The organism is Gordonia ajococcus, from assembly GCF_012974285.1.
Classification (GTDB): domain Bacteria; phylum Actinomycetota; class Actinomycetes; order Mycobacteriales; family Mycobacteriaceae; genus Gordonia; species Gordonia amicalis.
In genome coordinates this window covers 120,368-138,626 of the sequence record NZ_CP052884.1, presented here as the reverse complement: position 1 = coordinate 138,626, position 18,259 = coordinate 120,368, and the positions used below count along the sequence as shown (strand labels likewise).

General features: G+C 68.1%; 12 protein-coding genes. 5 read left to right on the top strand and 7 right to left on the bottom strand.

The window, feature by feature from the left end; translation table 11 throughout:
• Positions 1-20: 20 nt before the first annotated feature.
• Positions 21-248, top strand: a complete 228-nt coding sequence (locus GAA2_RS00580; RefSeq protein ID WP_006438786.1) for an RNA-binding S4 domain-containing protein — start codon at positions 21-23, stop codon at positions 246-248.
• A gap of 506 nt (positions 249-754) precedes the next feature.
• Here the strand turns inward: GAA2_RS00580 and GAA2_RS00575 are convergent.
• The 4 genes from GAA2_RS00575 to gltB form a co-directional block, all read right to left on the bottom strand.
• Positions 755-1,096 (bottom strand): hypothetical protein, encoded by a 342-nt coding sequence (locus GAA2_RS00575; protein ID WP_159406073.1) that lies wholly within the window; start codon positions 1,094-1,096, stop codon positions 755-757.
• A 193-nt stretch (positions 1,097-1,289) separates the two neighbouring features.
• Positions 1,290-2,177 carry a cutinase family protein gene (locus GAA2_RS00570; RefSeq protein ID WP_006438789.1) on the bottom strand — a complete coding sequence of 296 codons (888 nt, stop codon included), beginning with the start codon at positions 2,175-2,177 and terminating at the stop codon, positions 1,290-1,292.
• A 134-nt stretch (positions 2,178-2,311) separates the two neighbouring features.
• Entirely contained in the window at positions 2,312-3,766 is a 1,455-nt protein-coding gene (locus tag GAA2_RS00565; protein WP_006438790.1) for a glutamate synthase subunit beta, read from the bottom strand.
• The gene (gene gltB / locus GAA2_RS00560) at positions 3,759-8,342 is read right to left on the bottom strand and encodes a glutamate synthase large subunit (protein ID WP_006438791.1); all 4,584 of its coding nucleotides are present in this window, start codon (positions 8,340-8,342) and stop codon (positions 3,759-3,761) included. Before gltB ends, GAA2_RS00565 begins: the two co-directional genes overlap by 8 nt.
• A gap of 559 nt (positions 8,343-8,901) precedes the next feature.
• Between gltB and GAA2_RS00555 the strand changes: the two genes are divergently transcribed.
• From GAA2_RS00555 to GAA2_RS00540, 4 genes are all read left to right on the top strand, one after another.
• On the top strand, positions 8,902-9,963 hold the full coding sequence (locus tag GAA2_RS00555; protein ID WP_096274880.1) for an alpha/beta hydrolase fold domain-containing protein: 1,062 nt from the start codon (positions 8,902-8,904) through the stop codon (positions 9,961-9,963).
• A gap of 2 nt (positions 9,964-9,965) precedes the next feature.
• Complete coding sequence (locus GAA2_RS00550; RefSeq protein ID WP_096272711.1) at positions 9,966-10,604, top strand: response regulator; 639 nt, start codon at positions 9,966-9,968, stop codon at positions 10,602-10,604.
• A gap of 10 nt (positions 10,605-10,614) precedes the next feature.
• Complete coding sequence (locus tag GAA2_RS00545) at positions 10,615-11,931, top strand: sensor histidine kinase (RefSeq protein WP_096274879.1); 1,317 nt, start codon at positions 10,615-10,617, stop codon at positions 11,929-11,931.
• Positions 11,932-12,186: 255 nt separating this feature from the next.
• Positions 12,187-12,651, top strand: coding sequence for a hypothetical protein (locus GAA2_RS00540; protein ID WP_024498961.1), 465 nt, complete (start codon positions 12,187-12,189; stop codon positions 12,649-12,651).
• A 189-nt stretch (positions 12,652-12,840) separates the two neighbouring features.
• Here GAA2_RS00540 and GAA2_RS00535 read toward each other — a convergent pair whose 3' ends face one another.
• The 3 genes from GAA2_RS00535 to GAA2_RS00525 all read right to left on the bottom strand — a co-directional run bounded on the left by GAA2_RS00535 (position 12,841) and on the right by GAA2_RS00525 (position 17,965).
• Positions 12,841-13,569: a hypothetical protein gene (locus GAA2_RS00535; protein WP_407043417.1), complete on the bottom strand. Its 729-nt coding sequence runs from the start codon at positions 13,567-13,569 to the stop codon at positions 12,841-12,843.
• A 195-nt stretch (positions 13,570-13,764) separates the two neighbouring features.
• Positions 13,765-16,272 carry a helix-turn-helix transcriptional regulator gene (locus GAA2_RS00530; protein ID WP_232513044.1) on the bottom strand — a complete coding sequence of 836 codons (2,508 nt, stop codon included), beginning with the start codon at positions 16,270-16,272 and terminating at the stop codon, positions 13,765-13,767.
• Entirely contained in the window at positions 16,259-17,965 is a 1,707-nt protein-coding gene (locus GAA2_RS00525; RefSeq protein ID WP_096272707.1) for an Hsp70 family protein, read from the bottom strand. The genes GAA2_RS00530 and GAA2_RS00525 overlap by 14 nt, the downstream gene beginning before the upstream one ends.
• Positions 17,966-18,259: the final 294 nt, after the last annotated feature.

The following is an 18,259-nucleotide window of genomic DNA, read 5'->3' as shown; positions in this document are numbered from 1 at the left end:
CGGGTGTGCGGACACGGGGCATGATCGGGACCGTGTACGACGTGACGATCCGGGACGACTCAATCCGACTCGGCCAGTTCCTGAAACTGGCCAACCTCATCGAATCCGGCGCCGAGGCCAAAGAGGTCATCGCCGACGGCCTGGTGACCGTCAACGGCGAGGTCGAGACCCGACGCGGACGGCAACTGGCCATCGGCGATGTGATCGAGATCGGCGGAATGGGCGCCCGGGTGGCCCGGGACGAGTGATCACGACGAGTGATCACTGCGGCCTGATCACCGCGGGGATCAGGAACCTACGCCGAGGCGCCGGAGCTCGGCCGGCGTGATGAGACGTTCTGCCTCCGCGGGAAACGTCGATGAGTTGACACGACGTCCGCCGAGTCGCCCCCCGGTGAGCGAATTCAGCAATGAACCCCGGCGGGGTGAGTGAAATGTGTCAGCCAACTTCATGACCAATCACTTCCTGGTGCATTCACATTCGTTACAACGGACTCTGACTTTGACCTACTGTAGCGACAGTACTCATCGTTGTCGCCAAGGTTTTTCGTGGTTTGCACCACTCACCCCGAGCCCCGTCGACATGTGAGAGTCCACGTCTCCGGTGTCCCGGATTCGTGACTGCCGTACATGTCGACTAGATCGATCATGACACGCAGGGCGTTACGTTCCGGGTAGCGACGCGGCATCTACCAGCACCAATGCTACGCAGCGAATGCTGCGGCGTATGCCATCCACTCGGACCAAAATTCGTTCTACGGCTCGGCGGGCGCCAGCAATCCGGCGACGATGTCGTAGGCACGCCGGGCCGTCAGAGCGCCGCCGGAATCGGCGATGGCCGCCTGCATCCCGACGACACCCCAGGACAGGAACGCGATGGTCGCGGCGAAATCCTGTTCGGCGACCTCGAGTCGTCCGGCCATCTGCTCGGTGAGCAGTCGCTCGACGAGATCCCGCGTGGACCGCAGCACCATCCCGCCCGTCGAACGGCCGACGAGGATTCGATAGACCTCGGGGTACTGCTCCGCGAGTACGAGTAGTCGATGAACCGGCGCCAGACGTTCACTGTCCGGAGGCGCCGCCGGGTCCAGGGGCAACGGAACCGCGAGGACGTGCCGCCCGGCGCACCGGCGACCAGGTCGCCGGCCACACCGATCCGGTCGACGCCCTCGATGTCAGGCGCTACACCCCGGACCTGACCCGCCAGGGATTCACGTCGGTCGAGTTCCACACCATCAGGTAATCGACCGGAGCCCTCATCGGCCGAAAGCCCGATCGCGCCGGATGACCTCAGGCGAGGCCGGCGAGGAATCGATTGGCCCAGGTGACGGCGCTGACACCGGGATTCACCTGGAAATCGCCGTAGGTGCCGTGTGAGCCGGACTTCAGGAACCGGTTGAACGAGGTGATCTGCTCGCGGGCACGCTTGTTGCCGAGCTCCTCGACGATGGCTCCGGGTCCGCCGAGCGTGAGCAGCTCACGGACGATCACGGCAGCCTCGGCCTGGTACTGGAGGATCTGGCTCGGCGTCGGATCGCTGGTTTCGGCCAGGTAGCCGGCGATGCGGGTGATGTAGAAGTCTCGCGGCACGTTGCAGTACATGTCCGACGGCTCGCAGAGAGTGAAAGCCCGGGGCAGCACCCACCCCATGCCGTCGAGGCGGGGACCGCCGCTGCCCTCGCCGCGCAGGGCCGGACCGACGAGGTTGTCCTTGCGCGACCGTCGGGGATCGGAGATCAGCACGACGCCGGCAACCTGACGGGGGCGGATCGCCGCACGCCCGGTGCCGATCTCCGACGCGAGGTCGCCGGCCGCGTCGGCGCCCTGGCTGTAACCGACGAGCGCGATCCGGGTTCCCGGGCAATGCTGCAGCATCTGCAGTGCCAGGCCCCGGGTGTTGGCGACGGCCTGCGCCTTCGACTTCCCGTAAACCGCCTTCTCCCACGGGAACGCGGTCGCGTCGTAGCCGACGTACTGAACCTTGGTCTCCGGACCCAGCCCGGACGTGACGGCGTTCAGGACCCCCGGGCTGACCCCGTTGGCCCAGGTACCCGGAACGGCGAGGACATAGATCTTCGGGCAGTCGGCGGGCGCCGCGTCCGCGCGCGGTGCCGTCAGCCCGAACCCTCCCAAGACCGCACACAGCAGAGTGCACATGATGGCGAGGATTCGACGCATGGGCTGTCCCTTCGGTAGATGGATCGCGATGAGCCGAGTGTATGGCGGTGCCACCGGGATGTGTAGCAGAGTGAAAAGGACTCCCGCCCAACCTTGTGCGGCGGGCGGGAGTCCTCGGTTCTGGTGGCGACGGGTCAGCGCTGGGCGACCTGGGTCGGCACGATCGGGGCCGGCAGATCGGAGGCACCGGTGAGGTACTCGTCGGCGGCCGCGGCGGCCGAACGGCCCTCGGCGATCGCCCACACGATCAGCGACTGACCACGACCGGCGTCACCGGCGACGAACACGCCGGGCCGGCCGACCGCGGCGAACTTGCTGTCGCGCTTGACGTTGCCGCGAGGGTCGTACTCGACGCCCATCTTGTCGAGGAGATCCTCACGCTCGGGGCCGACGAAGCCCATCGCCAGCAGGACCAGATCGGCCTCGAGTTCGAAATCCGAGCCCTCGACCTTCTCGAAGCGACCGTCACGCATGACCACCTCGTGGGCCCGGAGGCCGGTGACCTTGCCGTTCTCCCCGATGAACTCCTCGGTGTTGACCGAGAAGACGCGCTCGCCGCCCTCTTCGTGGGCCGACGACACGCGGTACATCAGCGGGTAGGTCGGCCACGGGGTCGACTCGGCACGCTCGATCGGCGGCTTCGGCATGATCTCGAACTGGTGGACGATCTCGGCGCCCTGCCGCAACGAGGTCCCCAGGCAGTCGGCGCCGGTGTCGCCACCGCCGATGATGATGACCTTCTTGCCCTTTGCGGTGATCTGCCCCTCGACGGTGTCGCCGAGCTGAACCCGATTGGCCTGCGGCAGGAACTCCATCGCCTGGTGGATGCCGTCGAGCTCGCGGCCCGGGATCGGCAGGTCGCGACCGATGGTCGAACCGTTGGCGAGGATGACCGCGTCGAAGTCGGCACGCAGCTGCTCGACGGTGATGTCGACACCCACGTTGACGCCGGTACGGAAGACGGTGCCCTCGGCCTCCATCTGCGCCAGGCGGCGGTCGATGTGACGCTTCTCCATCTTGAACTCGGGGATGCCGTAGCGCAGCAGACCACCGATGCGGTCGGCCCGCTCGAAGAGTGTCACGTCGTGCCCGGCACGCGTGAGCTGTTGTGCGGCGGCAAGTCCGGCGGGACCCGAACCGACGACGGCTACCGACTTGCCGGTCTTCTTCGTCGGCAGGACCGGGGTGACCCAGCCGTTGTCGAAGGCGTTGTCGATGAGCTCGACCTCGACCTGCTTGATGGTCACCGGCGGCTGGTTGATGCCGAGCACGCACGACGCCTCGCAGGGGGCCGGGCACAGGCGACCGGTGAACTCCGGGAAGTTGTTGGTCGCGTGCAGACGCTCGATACCGTCACGCCACCGGTCCTTGTAGACCAGGTCATTCCACTCGGGAATCAGGTTCCCGAGCGGACAACCGTTGTGGCAGAACGGGATGCCGCAGTCCATGCAGCGGCTGGCCTGAGTCTTCAGGTGCCCCTTGTCGAAGTCGGTGTAGACCTCGTTCCAGTCGAGCAGCCGCAGTTCGACCGGACGACGGTCGGGCAGCTCCCGCTCGGGGTGCTTGAGGAATCCTCTGGGGTCAGCCACGTGCGGCCTCCATGATCGCTTCGTTCACGTCTCGCCCGGTCTTCTCCGCGTCGGAGATGGCCAGCAGCACGCGCTTGTAGTCCCGCGGCATGACCTTGGCGAACTTGGTCTGGGCAGTGTCCCAATCGGCGAGCAGCTTTGCGGCGACCGGGGATTCGGTCTCGGCACGGTGCTCGTCGATGATGCCGGCGAGGAACTCGATGTCCTCGTCGGCGAGCGGCTCGATGTCGACGAGCTCGGTGTTGAGGTTGTCGGCCAGCTCGGCGTCCGGGTCGTAGACGTAGGCGATACCACCCGACATTCCCGCCGCGAAGTTGCGGCCGGTCTCGCCGAGAATGATCACGCGTCCACCGGTCATGTACTCACAACCGTGGTCACCCACACCCTCGACGACGGCCGTCGCACCGGAGTTACGAACGCAGAAGCGCTCACCGACGATGCCGCGCAGGAAGATCTTGCCCGCGGTGGCACCGAAACCGATCACGTTGCCGGCGATGATGTTGTGCTCGGCGACGAAGTCGGCCGGGGCGTTGCGCGCCGGACGGACCACCAGGCGGCCGCCCGAGAGACCCTTGCCCACGAAGTCGTTGGCGTCGCCTTCGAGCCGCAGCGTGATGCCCTTGGGCACGAAGGCGCCGAAGCTGTTGCCGGCCGAACCGGTGAAGTCGACGATGATCGTGCCGTCCGGCAGACCCTGTGCACCATAGGTCTTGGTGACCTCGTGGCCCAGCATGGTGCCGACGGTGCGGTTCACGTTGGTGATCTTCGACGTGAACGACACCCGGGTGCCGTGGTCGATCGCCTCGCGGCTCTGCGCGATGAGCTGCTGGTCGAGCGCCTTCTCGAGCGCATGGTCCTGCACGCCCGAGCAGTACAGGTCCTGGTTCATGAACGGCGATTCCGGCATGGTCAGGATCGACGACAGGTCGAGCTTGCCCGCCTTCTCCGACTTCCAGTGCGCCAGCGCCTTGGTGGTGTCGAGCGCCTCGACGTGACCCACGGCCTCCTGGAGCGTACGGAAACCGAGGCGTGCCAGCAGTTCCCGGACCTCTTCGGCGATGAACAGGAAGAAGTTCTCGACGAACTCCGGCTTGCCGGCGAAACGCTCACGCAGAAGCGGGTTCTGGGTGGCGATGCCCACCGGGCAGGTGTCGAGGTGGCAGACGCGCATCATGACGCAGCCCGAGACGACGAGCGGCGCGGTCGCGAAACCGAACTCCTCACCACCGAGCAGTGCGGCGATCACGACGTCGCGGCCGGTCTTCATCTGACCGTCGACCTGGACCACGATGCGATCGCGAAGACCGTTGAGCAGCAGCGTCTGCTGGGTCTCGGCCAGACCGATCTCCCACGGCGCGCCGGCGTGCTTGAGCGACGTCAGCGGCGACGCACCGGTACCACCGTCGTGACCCGAGATGAGCACGACGTCCGCGTGTGCCTTCGACACACCGGCGGCGACGGTGCCCACGCCGACCTCGCTGACGAGCTTCACGTGGATGCGCGCCTTGGGGTTCGCGTTCTTCAGGTCGTGGATCAGCTGCGCGAGATCCTCGATCGAGTAGATGTCGTGGTGCGGCGGCGGCGAGATGAGGCCGACGCCCGGCGTCGAACCGCGGACCTCGGCGACCCACGGGTACACCTTGTGCGGCGGGAGCTGGCCGCCCTCACCGGGCTTGGCACCCTGCGCCATCTTGATCTGGATGTCGGTGCAGTTCGACAGGTAGTGCGAGGTGACACCGAAACGTCCCGACGCGACCTGCTTGATCGCGCTGCGCCGCCAGTCGCCGTTCTCGTCGTGGTGGAAACGACGCGGATCCTCGCCGCCCTCACCGGAGTTCGAGCGACCACCGAGACGGTTCATGGCGATGGCCAGCGTCTCGTGGGCCTCTGCCGAGATCGAACCGAAGCTCATCGCGCCGGTGGAGAACCGCTTGACGATCTCGCTGGCCGGCTCGACCTTCTCGATCGGGATCGGGTCGCGGTCACCGAAGTTGAAGTCGAAGAGGCCGCGCAGCGTACCGAGACGGGTCGACTGGTCGTCGACCAGCTTCGTGTACTCCTTGAACACCCCGTACTGCCCGGTGCGCGTGGAGTGCTGCAGCTTGAACACCGTGTCCGGGTTGAACAGGTGGTACTCACCCTCACGGCGCCACTGGTATTCACCGCCGACCTCGAGCTCGCGGTGTGCGCGCTCCGAGGGCCGGTCGCTGAAGGCCAGTGCATGCCGGGTGGCGACGTCGGCGGCGATCTCGTCGAGACCGATGCCGCCGAGCTGGCTGATCAGGCCGGTGAAGAACTCGTCGACGGTCGCCTGGGAGAGGCCGATGACCTGGAAGAGCTGCGCACCGGTGTACGAGGCGATGGTCGAGATGCCCATCTTGCTCATCACCTTGAGCACACCCTTGCTGGCGGCCTTGATGTAGTTCTTGCGTGCGGTGGCGAAGTCGATGTCGCCGAGCACGCCGCGCTCGACCATGTCCTCGATCGACTCGAAGGCCATGTACGGATTGACCGCGCCGGCGCCGAAGCCGACGAGCGCAGCGATGTGGTGGACCTCGCGGGCGTCGCCGGACTCCACCACCAGGCCCACCCGGGTGCGCTTGCGCTCCCGGACCAGGTGATGGTGCACCGCCGCGGTCAGCAGCAGCGACGGGATCGGTGCGTTGGTCTCGTCCGACTCACGATCGGAGAGCACCACGATGGACACACCGTCGTCGATCGCGGCGCTCACCTCGGCGCGGATCCGGTCCAGTGCGGCGCGCAGGCCCGCGCCGCCCTCGGCAACCGGGTACAGGCCGTAGATCTGCTTGCTGCGCAGGTCCGGGTAGCGGCCGTCCTCCTCGATCCGAACCAGCTTCGCCAACGTGTCGTTGTCGATGGTCGGTTCGGGGATCTCGATCTTGCGGCAGCTGTTCGGACCCGGATGCAGGAGATCGCCCTCGGAGCCGATCGTGTCGCCGAGGCCGGTCACCACCTCTTCGCGAATGGCGTCCAGCGGCGGGTTGGTGACCTGCGCGAAGAGCTGCTGGAAGTAGTCGAACAGCATGCGCGGACGCTTCGACAGCACGGCGATCGGGGTGTCGGTGCCCATCGAACCGAGCGCCTCGGCGCCGGTCCTGGCCATCGGCGCGACGAGGAGGTCGAGCTCCTCGCTGGTGTAACCGAAGACCTGCTGGCGCAACGCGACCCGGTCGTGGGCCATGTGCTCGTGCGGCAGCGCACGCACGTCGTTGACGTCGACCAGATGCTCGTCGAGCCACTCCTGGTACGGGTGCTCGGCGGCGAGCTCGTCCTTGATCTCCTCGTCGTCGACGATGCGGCCGGCGGCGGTGTCCACGAGGAACATCCGGCCGGGCTCCAGGCGCATCTTCTGCACGACGTCGGCATGGTCGATGTCGAGGACACCGACCTCGGAGGCCATCACGACGAGATCGTCCTTGGTGACCCAGATGCGGCTGGGACGCAGGCCGTTTCGGTCGAGGACCGCTCCGACGACCGTGCCGTCGGTGAAGCACACCGACGCCGGGCCGTCCCAGGGTTCCATCATGGTGGCGTGATAGCGGTAGAACGCACGGTGCTCGGGCTTCATCGACTCATGACGCTCCCAGGCCTCCGGGATCATCATCAGGACCGCGTGCGGCAGGCTGCGGCCACCGAGGTGCAGCAGTTCGAGCACCTCGTCGAAACGTGCGGTGTCCGACGCACCGGGGGTGCAGACCGGGAAGATCTTCGACGCCGCGTCGGCACCGAAGGCCTCCGTGTCGATGAGCGCCTCGCGGGCACGCATCCAGTTCTCGTTGCCGGTGACGGTGTTGATCTCACCGTTGTGGGCGACGCGGCGGAACGGATGCGCGAGCGGCCACGACGGGAAGGTGTTGGTGGAGAAGCGCGAGTGGACGAGGCCCAGCGAGCTCTCGACACGCGAGTCCTGCAGGTCGACGTAGAACTCCCGCAGCTGGGGGGTCGTCAGCATGCCCTTGTAGACGAAGGTGCGTCCCGACAGGCTCGGGAAGTACACGGTCTCGCGGCCGGGGCCGTCGGCGCCCGCCCCCTTGTTGCCCAGCTCGTACTGGACGCGTTTGCGCACGACGTACGCCCGGCGCTCGAGTTCCATGCCTTCGGCGCCACCGATGAAGACCTGACGGAAAGTGGGCATCGCGTCGCGGGCGAGCGCACCGAGCGAGTTCTCGTTGGTGGGCACCTCGCGCCAGCCGAGCAGGGTCAGACCCTCGGACTCGATGACCTTCTCGACGCCCTCGCAGGCGAGACGAGCGTCTTCGGAGCCCTGCGGGAGGAACGCGATACCGGTCGCGTAGCTGCCCTCGGCGGGGAGCTCGAAATCGACCGTCTCACGCAGGAAGCGGTCGGGAACCTGGATCATGATCCCGGCACCGTCACCCGTGTTCGGTTCAGCACCTGCGGCACCGCGGTGCTCGAGGTTGACCAGGGCCATGATCGCCTTGTCGACGATGTTGCGACTGCGTCGTCCGTGCATGTCCACGACGAACGCCACGCCGCACGAGTCGTGCTCGTTACGTGGGTCGTAGAGACCCACCGGTCCCGGAGCCTGCTTCATATCCGCCTCACTTTGCGTGCGGAGAGTGCACGCACTAACAGTGGTCAATGTCTGGGGGCCACCCCGCCTGTGTAACCGGCTCCGTTGCCGGCCTGTTCGCCTTGCGGACCTCGATGTCCACAGCGTCGTCATCCTCCCCCCGAGGGGCTGACCTGGGGCAGAGCCGACAATCACAAGGCGGTGGCCCCGTCAGCGCCGTTGCTGACGGAATCTCACGGGCCGCATCGTCGAGGCCCGAGCACCATGCTCATCTCGGCTTTGCGCGCAGCACTTCAGAGGGCGCCCGCGGGCTGCCGTATGAGCATTGTGGGTCATTTTTCCATGTGGGGTGCCCAGTATCGAAATCCGGCTACCACAATGGACGCGATACTGCACGTCAGAGGAAAATCGGGCGAGTACGGACATCACCGTGCGGACCGCCCGACGTGAGCTGTCTGCCTTCTGTTCGTAACGGGACGGGTCCATCGCGGTGGCCACTCGATCGCGGCGGGGTCGCGGTCAGGTGTCGACCCGCATATTCGTCGCACACCGGACACCAGGCGCGGCTAGCGTCTGAGTGATGAGCATCACCTTACCCTCGGGCGGGGCGCCCATGCCGCCCGCCGATGACGAGAAACCATTCGGAAGCCTCGGCGTCGACCCCCACGGTTCTCGCCGATCGCGCGCCGTGAACGCCTACCTCGCGCGGGTCACCTGGCCGATGATGCTCGCCGCGGGCCGGAGCCATCCCCTGGTGACCGCGCAGATGATCCAGCGGACCCGCCCGGGACTGAACCGCACCATCGAACGGCTCAGTCCACCGCCGTCCGGCACGCAGGTCGAGTTGGTGAGGGAGACCTTCCGCGGGGGCCAGATCCGCGGCGAATGGGTGACCGGCCGGCGAGCCGCGACCCCCCGGCCCGGCACCCGGATCATCTACTACCTGCACGGCAGCGGATATGTGGTGTGCTCCCCGCGCACGCATCGCGGTCTCGTCGCGCGACTGGGAAATCGGACGGAACTCTCGGCGTTCAGCCTCGACTACCGGCTCGGTCCCGAACATCCCTGGCCGTGTGCGGGAAACGACGCCATCCGCGGATACCGATGGCTGCTCACGCAGGGTTACCGGGCCGAGGACATCGTGGTGGCCGGCGACTCGGCCGGCGGGCACCTCGCCCTCGATCTCCTCGCCGTCAACCACGCGACCCGTACACCGCAGCCGGGTTCGATGGTGCTCTTCTCTCCGCTCTACGACCCGACTTTCGATCTGGCCGTGGACAATCAGCGCAGCGGCGTCCACGATCCGATCATCAATGCGGTCACCGCGCGCAAGATCCTTCGTCTCTACACGCGGACCGCTGACCCCGACCATCCGCGCATGCGCATCCGCCTCACCCCGGAGATGACCCTCCCGAAGACCCTCATCCAGTACGGATCGTTGGAGGTCATGGGCGCCGACGCCCGGGCCACGCACGACGAGATCGTCGGGGCCGGAGGCGTTTCGGTGATCCAGGCGTGGCCGGATCAGGGACACGTGTTCCAGCTGATGCCGAGGCTGTCCGCCGAGGCGCGACAGGCCGTGGAGACCGCGGCGCGGTTCATCACCGTGACGGCACCCACGCGCACCGAGCCGGCGAGCTGAGTGTGGACGACCTCGTGACCGCGGTCGTCGTCGACGACCACCCGTTCTTCCGGGACGGGGTGTCACGGGGTCTGACGCAGAGCGGACGGGTGCGGGTGGTCGGCGAGGCAGCCGACGGGGTCGCCGGACTCGAGCTCATCCGGCGCGCGAACCCCGACGTCGCCGTGGTCGACCATCAGATGCCCGGGATGACGGGTGTCGAACTGGCGCACGCGGTCACCCGCGATCAGTTGCCCACGCGCGTGCTCCTGCTGTCGGCGGTCACCGACGGTCCCATCGTGTTCCGGGCACTGCAGGAAGGTGCCGCCGGATACCTGTCGAAGGACGCCGACCGCGACGAGATCGTGGGTGCGGTGACGCGGGTCGCCCGAGGAGAAACGGTGGTGCCCCCGGTGCTCGCCGCCGGCCTCGTCGGTGAGATCCGCGCCCAAACCCAGCGCGGCACCCCGGCCCTCAGCGAACGCGAGCGCCAAGTGCTCACCGGATTCGCACGGGGACAATCGATTCCGCAGGTCGCCGCGGAGCTGTACATCGGTGCCGCGACCGTGAAGACCCACACCCAGCGCCTCTACGAGAAGCTCGGGGTCTCCGACCGCGCGGCCGCCGTGGCCGAGGCGATGCGTCGTGGGCTTCTCGAGTAGCCGCGGCGTGCTGCGCAACTCCGACATCGAGATCGCCGGACTGACGGTCTATCTCGGGTTCGGCGAGTTCGCCGACGAGCCCCGGATCCATCGCATCCTCGTCGAGCACGCCATCCGCGGTATCCGGGTGCAGGTGCTGCTGCGACTGTTCCTGGCGCTTTTCGTGCTGCTGACAGTGTGTCTCGATCCGCCCGACCATGCGGCCGTGTTCAGCGTCGCCACCGCCGCTCTCTACGCGGCGTGGTGCGTTGCCGGAGCGGTCGTGGTGCGCCGCCACGACACGTGGGTGGTCCGCTACTCGTGGCTCGCACTGCCGATCGACCTGCTGCTCCTGACGATCCTGGCCGTCGTCGCGGGGATGTCGAACGAGGTCAGTTGGACCACCGACGCCCTGCTCGCCGGATTCGCCCTGGTCCCGATGATCGCGGCCATCTCCCTGCAGCCGCGACTGTGCGCGATCGTCGTGGTCGCGACCGTGGTGGTCTACGCCGTCGCCAACATCCTCGCCCGGCAGGCGAACGGCGAGCCGTGGTCGATCATCGTGTTGCGCGTGCTCGTCGTGGCGGCACTCGCAGTCGGGGCGATCCTGTTGTCCCAGCTGCAACGGTCCCGGGTGACGACGATCGGATCGCTTGCCGCCGAACGGGCCCGGCTGCTCGACGCCACGATGGAGATCGAGGAGCGGGAACGACGCGACCTCGCCGACAACCTGCACGACGGCGCCCTCCAGTACGTGCTGGCCGCCCGGCAAGAGCTTGCGACGCTTCGTGGTTCGGCCGATCCGGTCATCTTGAACCGGGTCGACGGGGCTCTGCGCGACTCGGCCCGGCTGCTCCGGTCGACGCTGAGCGAACTGCACCCCGCAGTCCTCGAACAAGCGGGCCTCGCCGTCGCCCTCACCGACCTCGCCGCGTCCCACGGCAGTCGCGCCGGCGCTCCGTCGATCTCCGTCGACACCGCCGCCTGGCCGACCGAATTGCGCACATCCGCCGACTCGCTGCTGTTCGCCGTAGCCCGGGAGTTGCTGACGAACGTCGTCAAGCACGCCGAGGCCGACGCCGCGGAGATCACCGCCGAATTCGACCACGGGGTCGCGCGACTGGTGGTGGTCGACGACGGCGTCGGCTTGCCCGATGACGTCGAGATCGAGGAGCTGATCCAGCGACGCCAGGCTGCCGGCCACATCGGCCTGGCCTCGCGACGCGTACGGATCGAGGGCACCGGCGGCACGTTCTCGCTGGCCAGGCGGCCGAGCGGCGGAACCGCCGCCATCGTCGAGGTCCCTGCACGCCGGCTCGTCAGTGGCCCAGCCGAAAACCGCCTGTAAGTGCGCCGGAAATGCGCCCGGTGCAGCGGCGGCGGCGACATATCGTCGTCGGTCAGTTTCTGCAGGGCGGATTTCCGGGGCGGTTCAGCTACCCGGACGGGCCGGTGTCCACCAATCGGTGGATGCGCGAATCCACCGGTCCATCACCCGGTCGACGGAATCCCGGCGCGGTCCTTTCCGAGGAAAGTCATTGGTGTCACCGGAGCAACCCGGAACAGCCACCCAGAAGCCCTCACCAGAGACTCGGAGAACCCCATGAAGATCGCGTCCCGCATCGCAGCCGGAACCCTCGGACTCGCCGCAGCCACCGGCATCGCACTCGGTGCCGCCGGAGCAGCCCATGCCGGCACCATGCCGATCACCCGCCCGGGCGAACCGACAGTCGCGATGACGATCACCAACCACACCAACAAGCCCGAATACCTGATCGGCAGCAACGCCGACGGCGGTCAGTGGGTCAACGCACCGCAGCAGGTCCTGTACCCCGGCGCCAGCGAAACCATCACGGCCGTCGCACCTTTCAACAACCATCTCGACGTCAACGCCATGTACCGCATCGGACTCTTCGGTCCCACCGCCAACTACCAGCTCACCAACCACAAGTTCAACGTGAACACCGGGATGAGCGGGATCTGGGGACCCCAGTCGCAGCAGTACTGGATGAACAACCACATCGACACCGGCTTCCCACAGGCTCATGTCGGATTCGACCAGTGGTGAGTGGAGGACGCCTGCTGATCACTGGAAAGCACCACAAGCCCGCGACCGGAATGGTCGCGGGCCTGTGGTGGTTTCGACGAGCTCAACCAGCGGGGAGAAACGCTCGACCGGCGGGAAGAAACGCTCGACCGGCGGGAAGAAACACTCGACCGGCGGGAAGAAACGCCGAGATGAGCTCGCCTCTACGCATCACGGGAAGACGTTCTCCAGCGAGCCGAAGGCACCGCCGGCACCTGTGGCCGCGAAGTTCGTGGTGCAGCCGTTGAACGAGACGTTGTCGACGTTCACCTTGCCGGCCTTGTTCTCCGGCTGGCTCGAGATGCCGTAGTGGTTCACCACGGTCGTGTGACCCTCGCTGTTCGCCGCGGCCAGCAAGTCCTTCAGAGTCGCGGTCGCACCGCGCTCGATCCCCGGAAGGGCGCGGGTGGCCCACCACTGGTCGGACGAGGCGGCATTGGTCTCACCAGCCCCCTCCGGAGCGGTCCAGACGAGCGTGAGGAATCCGTCGCTCGAACCGGCGACGTTGGCGCCGGTCACGCGGATCTGCCAGTTGGCCTGGCCTGCGGACTTCTCGAAGGTGAGGGCCTTGTTGTTCTTCACCAGATCGGCGAGCGGGAGGTCACCGGCACTGTGATAAGACGCCTGTCGCGGGGTCTGCTCGGTGGTCACGAGTTCCAGCGAACCGTCCCGGTCCACCACATTCGTGGCGGAAAGCTTTCCGGCCTGACCTTGCTCATCGCCGAACATATTTCCCCAACCGGCCGCATCGACCGGGGTCGACACCTTCGCACAGTTCGTGTCGGACACCGGTGCGGCATTCGCCCCGGCCGGAGCGATAAAGCCTGCAACGCCAAGAGCTGCACCAATAGTGGTAACGCGAATGAGATTTCGTTTCATATGTTTTGCCTCCATATACATTTCGGCTGACGGACTTCGGCGAACGTAACAAACGAAAACGCAACGTACCACCCCTGTTGAGAAATAGATCACACCTTCAATTTCACACGACGCCAATGCAATTCGCCGACTTACGGCAATTCCGACAGAGCGCCGAATTCTCGTATTCGTTCCTCGCGGAACGCGAATGTTCGATGGGAGAAGTAGCCGTGCGAATCAGCTGTATCCGGCGGCCCGCAACGCCGACATCAGCTCGGAGCGCGACCCGGCATCCAATCGACGTCGAATCCGGGACACATGGTGCTCCACGGTCTTCGCCGAGATGAACAGCCGCGCACCGATCTCCCGATATGTGAAGCCCTGCAGCAGTTCTCGGGCGACCTCGGCTTCCCTATCGGTCAGCAATCCGTCGACGGGTCGGGGACGTCGCCGATCCGCGTCAACCGAGCGGGCGGTCTCCAGGAGGTCCGCAGCGGCGCTCGGGTCGGCGGCATGTAACCCCGCGATCCCCGCCAAATGTACTGCTTCCCAGATCAATCCGTTCGACCGTAGGGCCGAGACCGCGCCGGCGACCCGGTCGTCGGTGATGTTCCCGGCCTGCTCGAAAGTGAGTGCCGACCAGGTGCGGGCGGCCGTCGCGAGGCCCGATGCACGCGCGTGCTGCGCGGTCGTGGCGTCGAGGCGCCGTTGTCGCTCGGCTGCGAACTCGGCGTCGCGGGCGATGACGGCTGCTCGAACTCCGGCGAAATGCCAAGGCGCCGACCATGTCACCGGGTTGTCCAAGGCGTCGAGCAATCGATCAGCCGCGGTGATGTACCGGTCGATCGACGCGGTGTCGGCCAGCCGGGCGGCAGCCTGCCAGAACTCTGCGAGTGGACGCAGGAGATAGAGGTCGACCTCGGTCGCGGCGAGCAGTGACAGACCTTCCGGCCACAGCGCCGTCAGCGCCGGGACGTCACCGTTGCGACGCGCCAGGCCGAGGCGGATAGCGTGGACCCGGAGCCGGTCGACCATGCCGATGGATTCGGCGGTCGGCAGCAGACGGGTGACCGACTCGAGGTCGCCGCTGGACAGTGCGATCTCCGCCTCGAGCAGAGCGCCGGCGGCGGATTCACCGGCCGCTGCCCGGAGTGTCCTGGCCGCATGCACGTCGCCGCTGTTCAGCGCGAGCGCGACGGCGGCGTGCAACGTCCTCGTGGCCGCCGGACCCGACCTGCTCGGTACGGCGGCCGCGAGGCCACGGACCACGAGGTCGACCCCGTCGCCGGGACCGCCGTCGTCGGTGCCGCCGACCGAGGCGAGCAGACCCCGGATCGCCAACGATCGCACGGCGCGGACACCCACCGGCGGCTGCCCGTCACCCACGGCGGCGATCGCCGAGGCAGCGGTCCGGTCCCCGACCGCCAGGAGTGCGGTCACCGCGGAGAGCGTCTCCGCCGCAACGTTGTCCGATCCGAGCCAGCGATACAGGTCCGCCGCATGGGAACCGAGACCCCGGTGTGCCGCGACCACAGCCGCGACCCCCACCCAGTGTTCGATCCCGTTCTCGCCCGGGTCGGCCGACTCGAGCCGGGCATCCGCGACCGCACCGGCGCCATCGATGTCACCGGACGCCAGCGCGCGCTGGGCCATCAGGAGACGAACGTCGTCACGTCCCGGTTCGACACGATCGGCGGCCCGGAGAAGGACCACTGCGCGCGCCGCGGTGGCATCGGCCGCACCTTCCAGCAGGGCGTCGACGAGCCGCGGGTCCTCGACCCCCGACTCCGCGGCGTGCAACGCGTCGTCGGCGGTCAGTTCGGTCGCCCGCAGACGCACTGCGGCCGACGTACGGCGGAGCTCATCGAGTCGCCGGTTCCCGAGGACGGCGTGCAGCGGTTCGCGTGCGGACGACACAAAGACGTCGGCGCCGCGGAGCAGACCGCTTCCCCGCGCGCGGTCCAGTGCCCCGACTGCTGCGTCCCGCGGGACGTCCAGGGTCTCGGCGAGGCTCTCGGGGTCCAGCGGGGCCCGTACCGACGCGAGGGCCAGGACGGACAGCGTCGTCGGATCGAGACCCCGGAGCAGTCGATGGTGGCGATCGCGCGCCACGCGTTCGACGACCGCCATCTCGTCGACCGGTTCCCCGGGAGCGGCGGCCGCAGCCGCTTCCCGGATCGAGAGCAGCGCGGCCGTCACGACGGTGCGGGCTCCACCGCAGCGTCGGCGGATCTGCGATGCGGTCGCCGGTGTCAGTGTGAGACCGGTCCGAGCCGCGTGGGTCAGTACGTCCGCCGTGCTCATCGCGCCGAGTTCGAGGAGCGTGCCGGAACGTCGGGCGAGGTCCAGCACCCGGCGGAGGACCTGATCGGTCTCGCGTGGTTCGGTCGTGGCGACCAGCTGGATGGTTCCGGCGTCGACCATCGTCGCCATCCGTGCGACGAGGTCACCCGGCCAGGTGTGGAGGTCGTCGGCGAGTACCACCATCGTCCCGGCCGGGACGTCGGTCGAGGACATGCCGACGCTGACCGGGACGTCGAGACCACGCAAGCGCTCGTGCACGGCCTTCAGCAGACCGGTGCGACCGCTTCCCGGGGTGCCCACGACGACCGCGCAGAGCGGGAGCTTCGCAGGGGCCCGGTCGAGGATGTCGTCGACCCAGGTCGACGCGGGAGTGAGTTCCCGGCGATCGCCGACCGTCGGGATGGGCGAGGTCGCCGCTCGCCCCACGTCAGCAGACGACACGGGTGACGCCACAGACGACCTGACCGGTTCCGTCGAGGACCCTGCCGGGCGCCTGCAGGACACCGCCCGGGGTGATGCCGTTACCGCCCGAACCTTCTTCGGGACTCGGCTCGGGAGAATCCGCCGGGGGGTTCTCGACGGGCGCGGGCGAGGTACCGGGGTTCGGCGCCGGCGGAGCCGCCGGCGCGGGGGCCGGCCCGCCGGGCGCGGGTGACTGACCGCCGCGGGGCGCTGTGGTCCCGGGCGCCGGTGTACCGGCAGCCGGGGCGCCGGCCGTCGTACGGCGCGGGGCGCCGGTGCCCGCGGCTCGGGTGCCCGTGTCGGTGGCGGCGTCGGTGGTGCGGGTGCCCGTGTTGGCTCCGGCCACGGTCGGAGGAGGTGTGCCGGGGGTGCCCGGTGCCGGGCCGGCCGTGGTGGTCACCGCGCCGGCGGGAGGCGGCGTCGCCTCTCCCGTGGACCCGACCAGACCCGTCCCCACCGACAGACCGGTGGCCGAGACCAGCACCAACGCTGCGGCACCGGCCGTGATCAGGATCCCGCGCCGGCGACGGGACAGGCGAGGAGCCGGAGCCGCGACCGGTGTACTGGGAGCCGGCTCGATCTCCCGCAGCGGACGTTCCTCCGGCAACGCCGCGAGCGCCTGCCCGGGGACCGCGGCGGTCGGGACGATCGGCGCGGAATCACGATCACCGATCGCGGCGATGCCGATCAGTGCGCCACCGGCCGCGGACGCCGATTCGGGTTGGGGATCGAGGATCACCGGCAGGCGCAGGGTCGAGGACAGCATCTCGGTGACGAGCGGGATGGACGCGCCCCCACCGCCGAGGACGATCGCCGAGACGGGGGCCGGGTGTCCTCCCGCCTGGTCGCCGCCCGCACTCGCGAGTGCCTCCCGGATCAGTGCCACCGATTCCGCGAGGGGTCCGCGGACCAGGTCCTCGACGTCATCGCGGACGAGCCGAGCGACGGTGGTCACCTCGCCCACTCGGACGTCGACGACCGCGTCGGTGTCGACCGACAGGGATTCCTTGGCGCGGCGGCATTCGGTACGGAGCCGGCTCAGATCGTCGAGAACCGGCGAGGCGGCGCCGGGATCGGCGAGCCCGGCGGCGACACCGGTGACCCGCAACGTGTGCCCGAGCAGCAGTCGGTCGAATTCGTTCCCGCTGACCGAGTCGAGGCGCAGGGGCCGACTCACCACACGCGGTTCGTCACCGGTCGCGAGCACGGTGACGGTCAGGGCTGATGCGCCGAGGTCGTAGCTGATCACCAGACCCTCGCCGAAGGCACCTTCGTGGTGTTCGACGGCTGCCAGCGTCGCCCGCGACTCCGCCACCCAGCTGATCTCGCCTGTGAGCACGTCATCCCGCGCGAGCAGTGCAGCGCGGGCTTCGTCGACCGCCTGCGATGTCCACGTGTCGGGATGCACGACGGTCAGATGCGCGACGGAGTCGTCGCCCAGGTCGAGGCGGGTGACGAGCGCGACGATCGCCTCGGCGTGGATCTGCGCGGCAGGCCGGCTCTGTCCGTGGTCGTCGAGTACCGGGACGGGATCACCGACACGGTCGAGGAAATCACCGGAACCCACCAGCGCGGCGGTCTCGACGGAGAGCGACCTCTCCCACGAGTGCTCCGAGGCGACGACCGCGACACTGTTCGCGCTCCCGATCTTCACACCGATCGCGATCCCCATGTCGGTCAGCTCCTGTTCCCACCTGCGGGGTGGTCGACGGCGATCGCCGGCCGGCCACCGGCGTGGCGTGGGCGATCGTCTGTTGGCGCGTGCCGCGGCCGATGCGACCGTGCACTTCACAGAGTGTGTCGCCGATCATGACCCGGCCGTTAGCCCTTCGGCGACGATTAGGGAGAAACTCCCCTACCCCCTATCGGCCCCGCCCCCTGTCGGGTTGTCCCCCCGGGGGCCGGCCCCCCTATCGACCGTCGCGACAGGACTGGGGATTTACCCCGATGTCGCGCACCGCACCGG

Excerpts from the sequence above, each read along its gene's own strand:
- GAA2_RS00555 (WP_096274880.1), top strand. The coding sequence starts at position 8,902 with ATGAGCATCACCTTACCCTCGGGCGGGGCGCCCATGCCGCCCGCCGAT.
- GAA2_RS00525 (WP_096272707.1), bottom strand. The coding sequence starts at position 17,965 with ATGGGGATCGCGATCGGTGTGAAGATCGGGAGCGCGAACAGTGTCGCG.
- GAA2_RS00570 (WP_006438789.1), bottom strand. The coding sequence starts at position 2,177 with ATGCGTCGAATCCTCGCCATCATGTGCACTCTGCTGTGTGCGGTCTTG.
- GAA2_RS00580 (WP_006438786.1), top strand. The coding sequence starts at position 21 with ATGATCGGGACCGTGTACGACGTGACGATCCGGGACGACTCAATCCGA.
- gltB (WP_006438791.1), bottom strand. The coding sequence starts at position 8,342 with ATGAAGCAGGCTCCGGGACCGGTGGGTCTCTACGACCCACGTAACGAG.
- GAA2_RS00540 (WP_024498961.1), top strand. The coding sequence starts at position 12,187 with ATGAAGATCGCGTCCCGCATCGCAGCCGGAACCCTCGGACTCGCCGCA.
- GAA2_RS00535 (WP_407043417.1), bottom strand. The coding sequence starts at position 13,569 with ATGTATATGGAGGCAAAACATATGAAACGAAATCTCATTCGCGTTACC.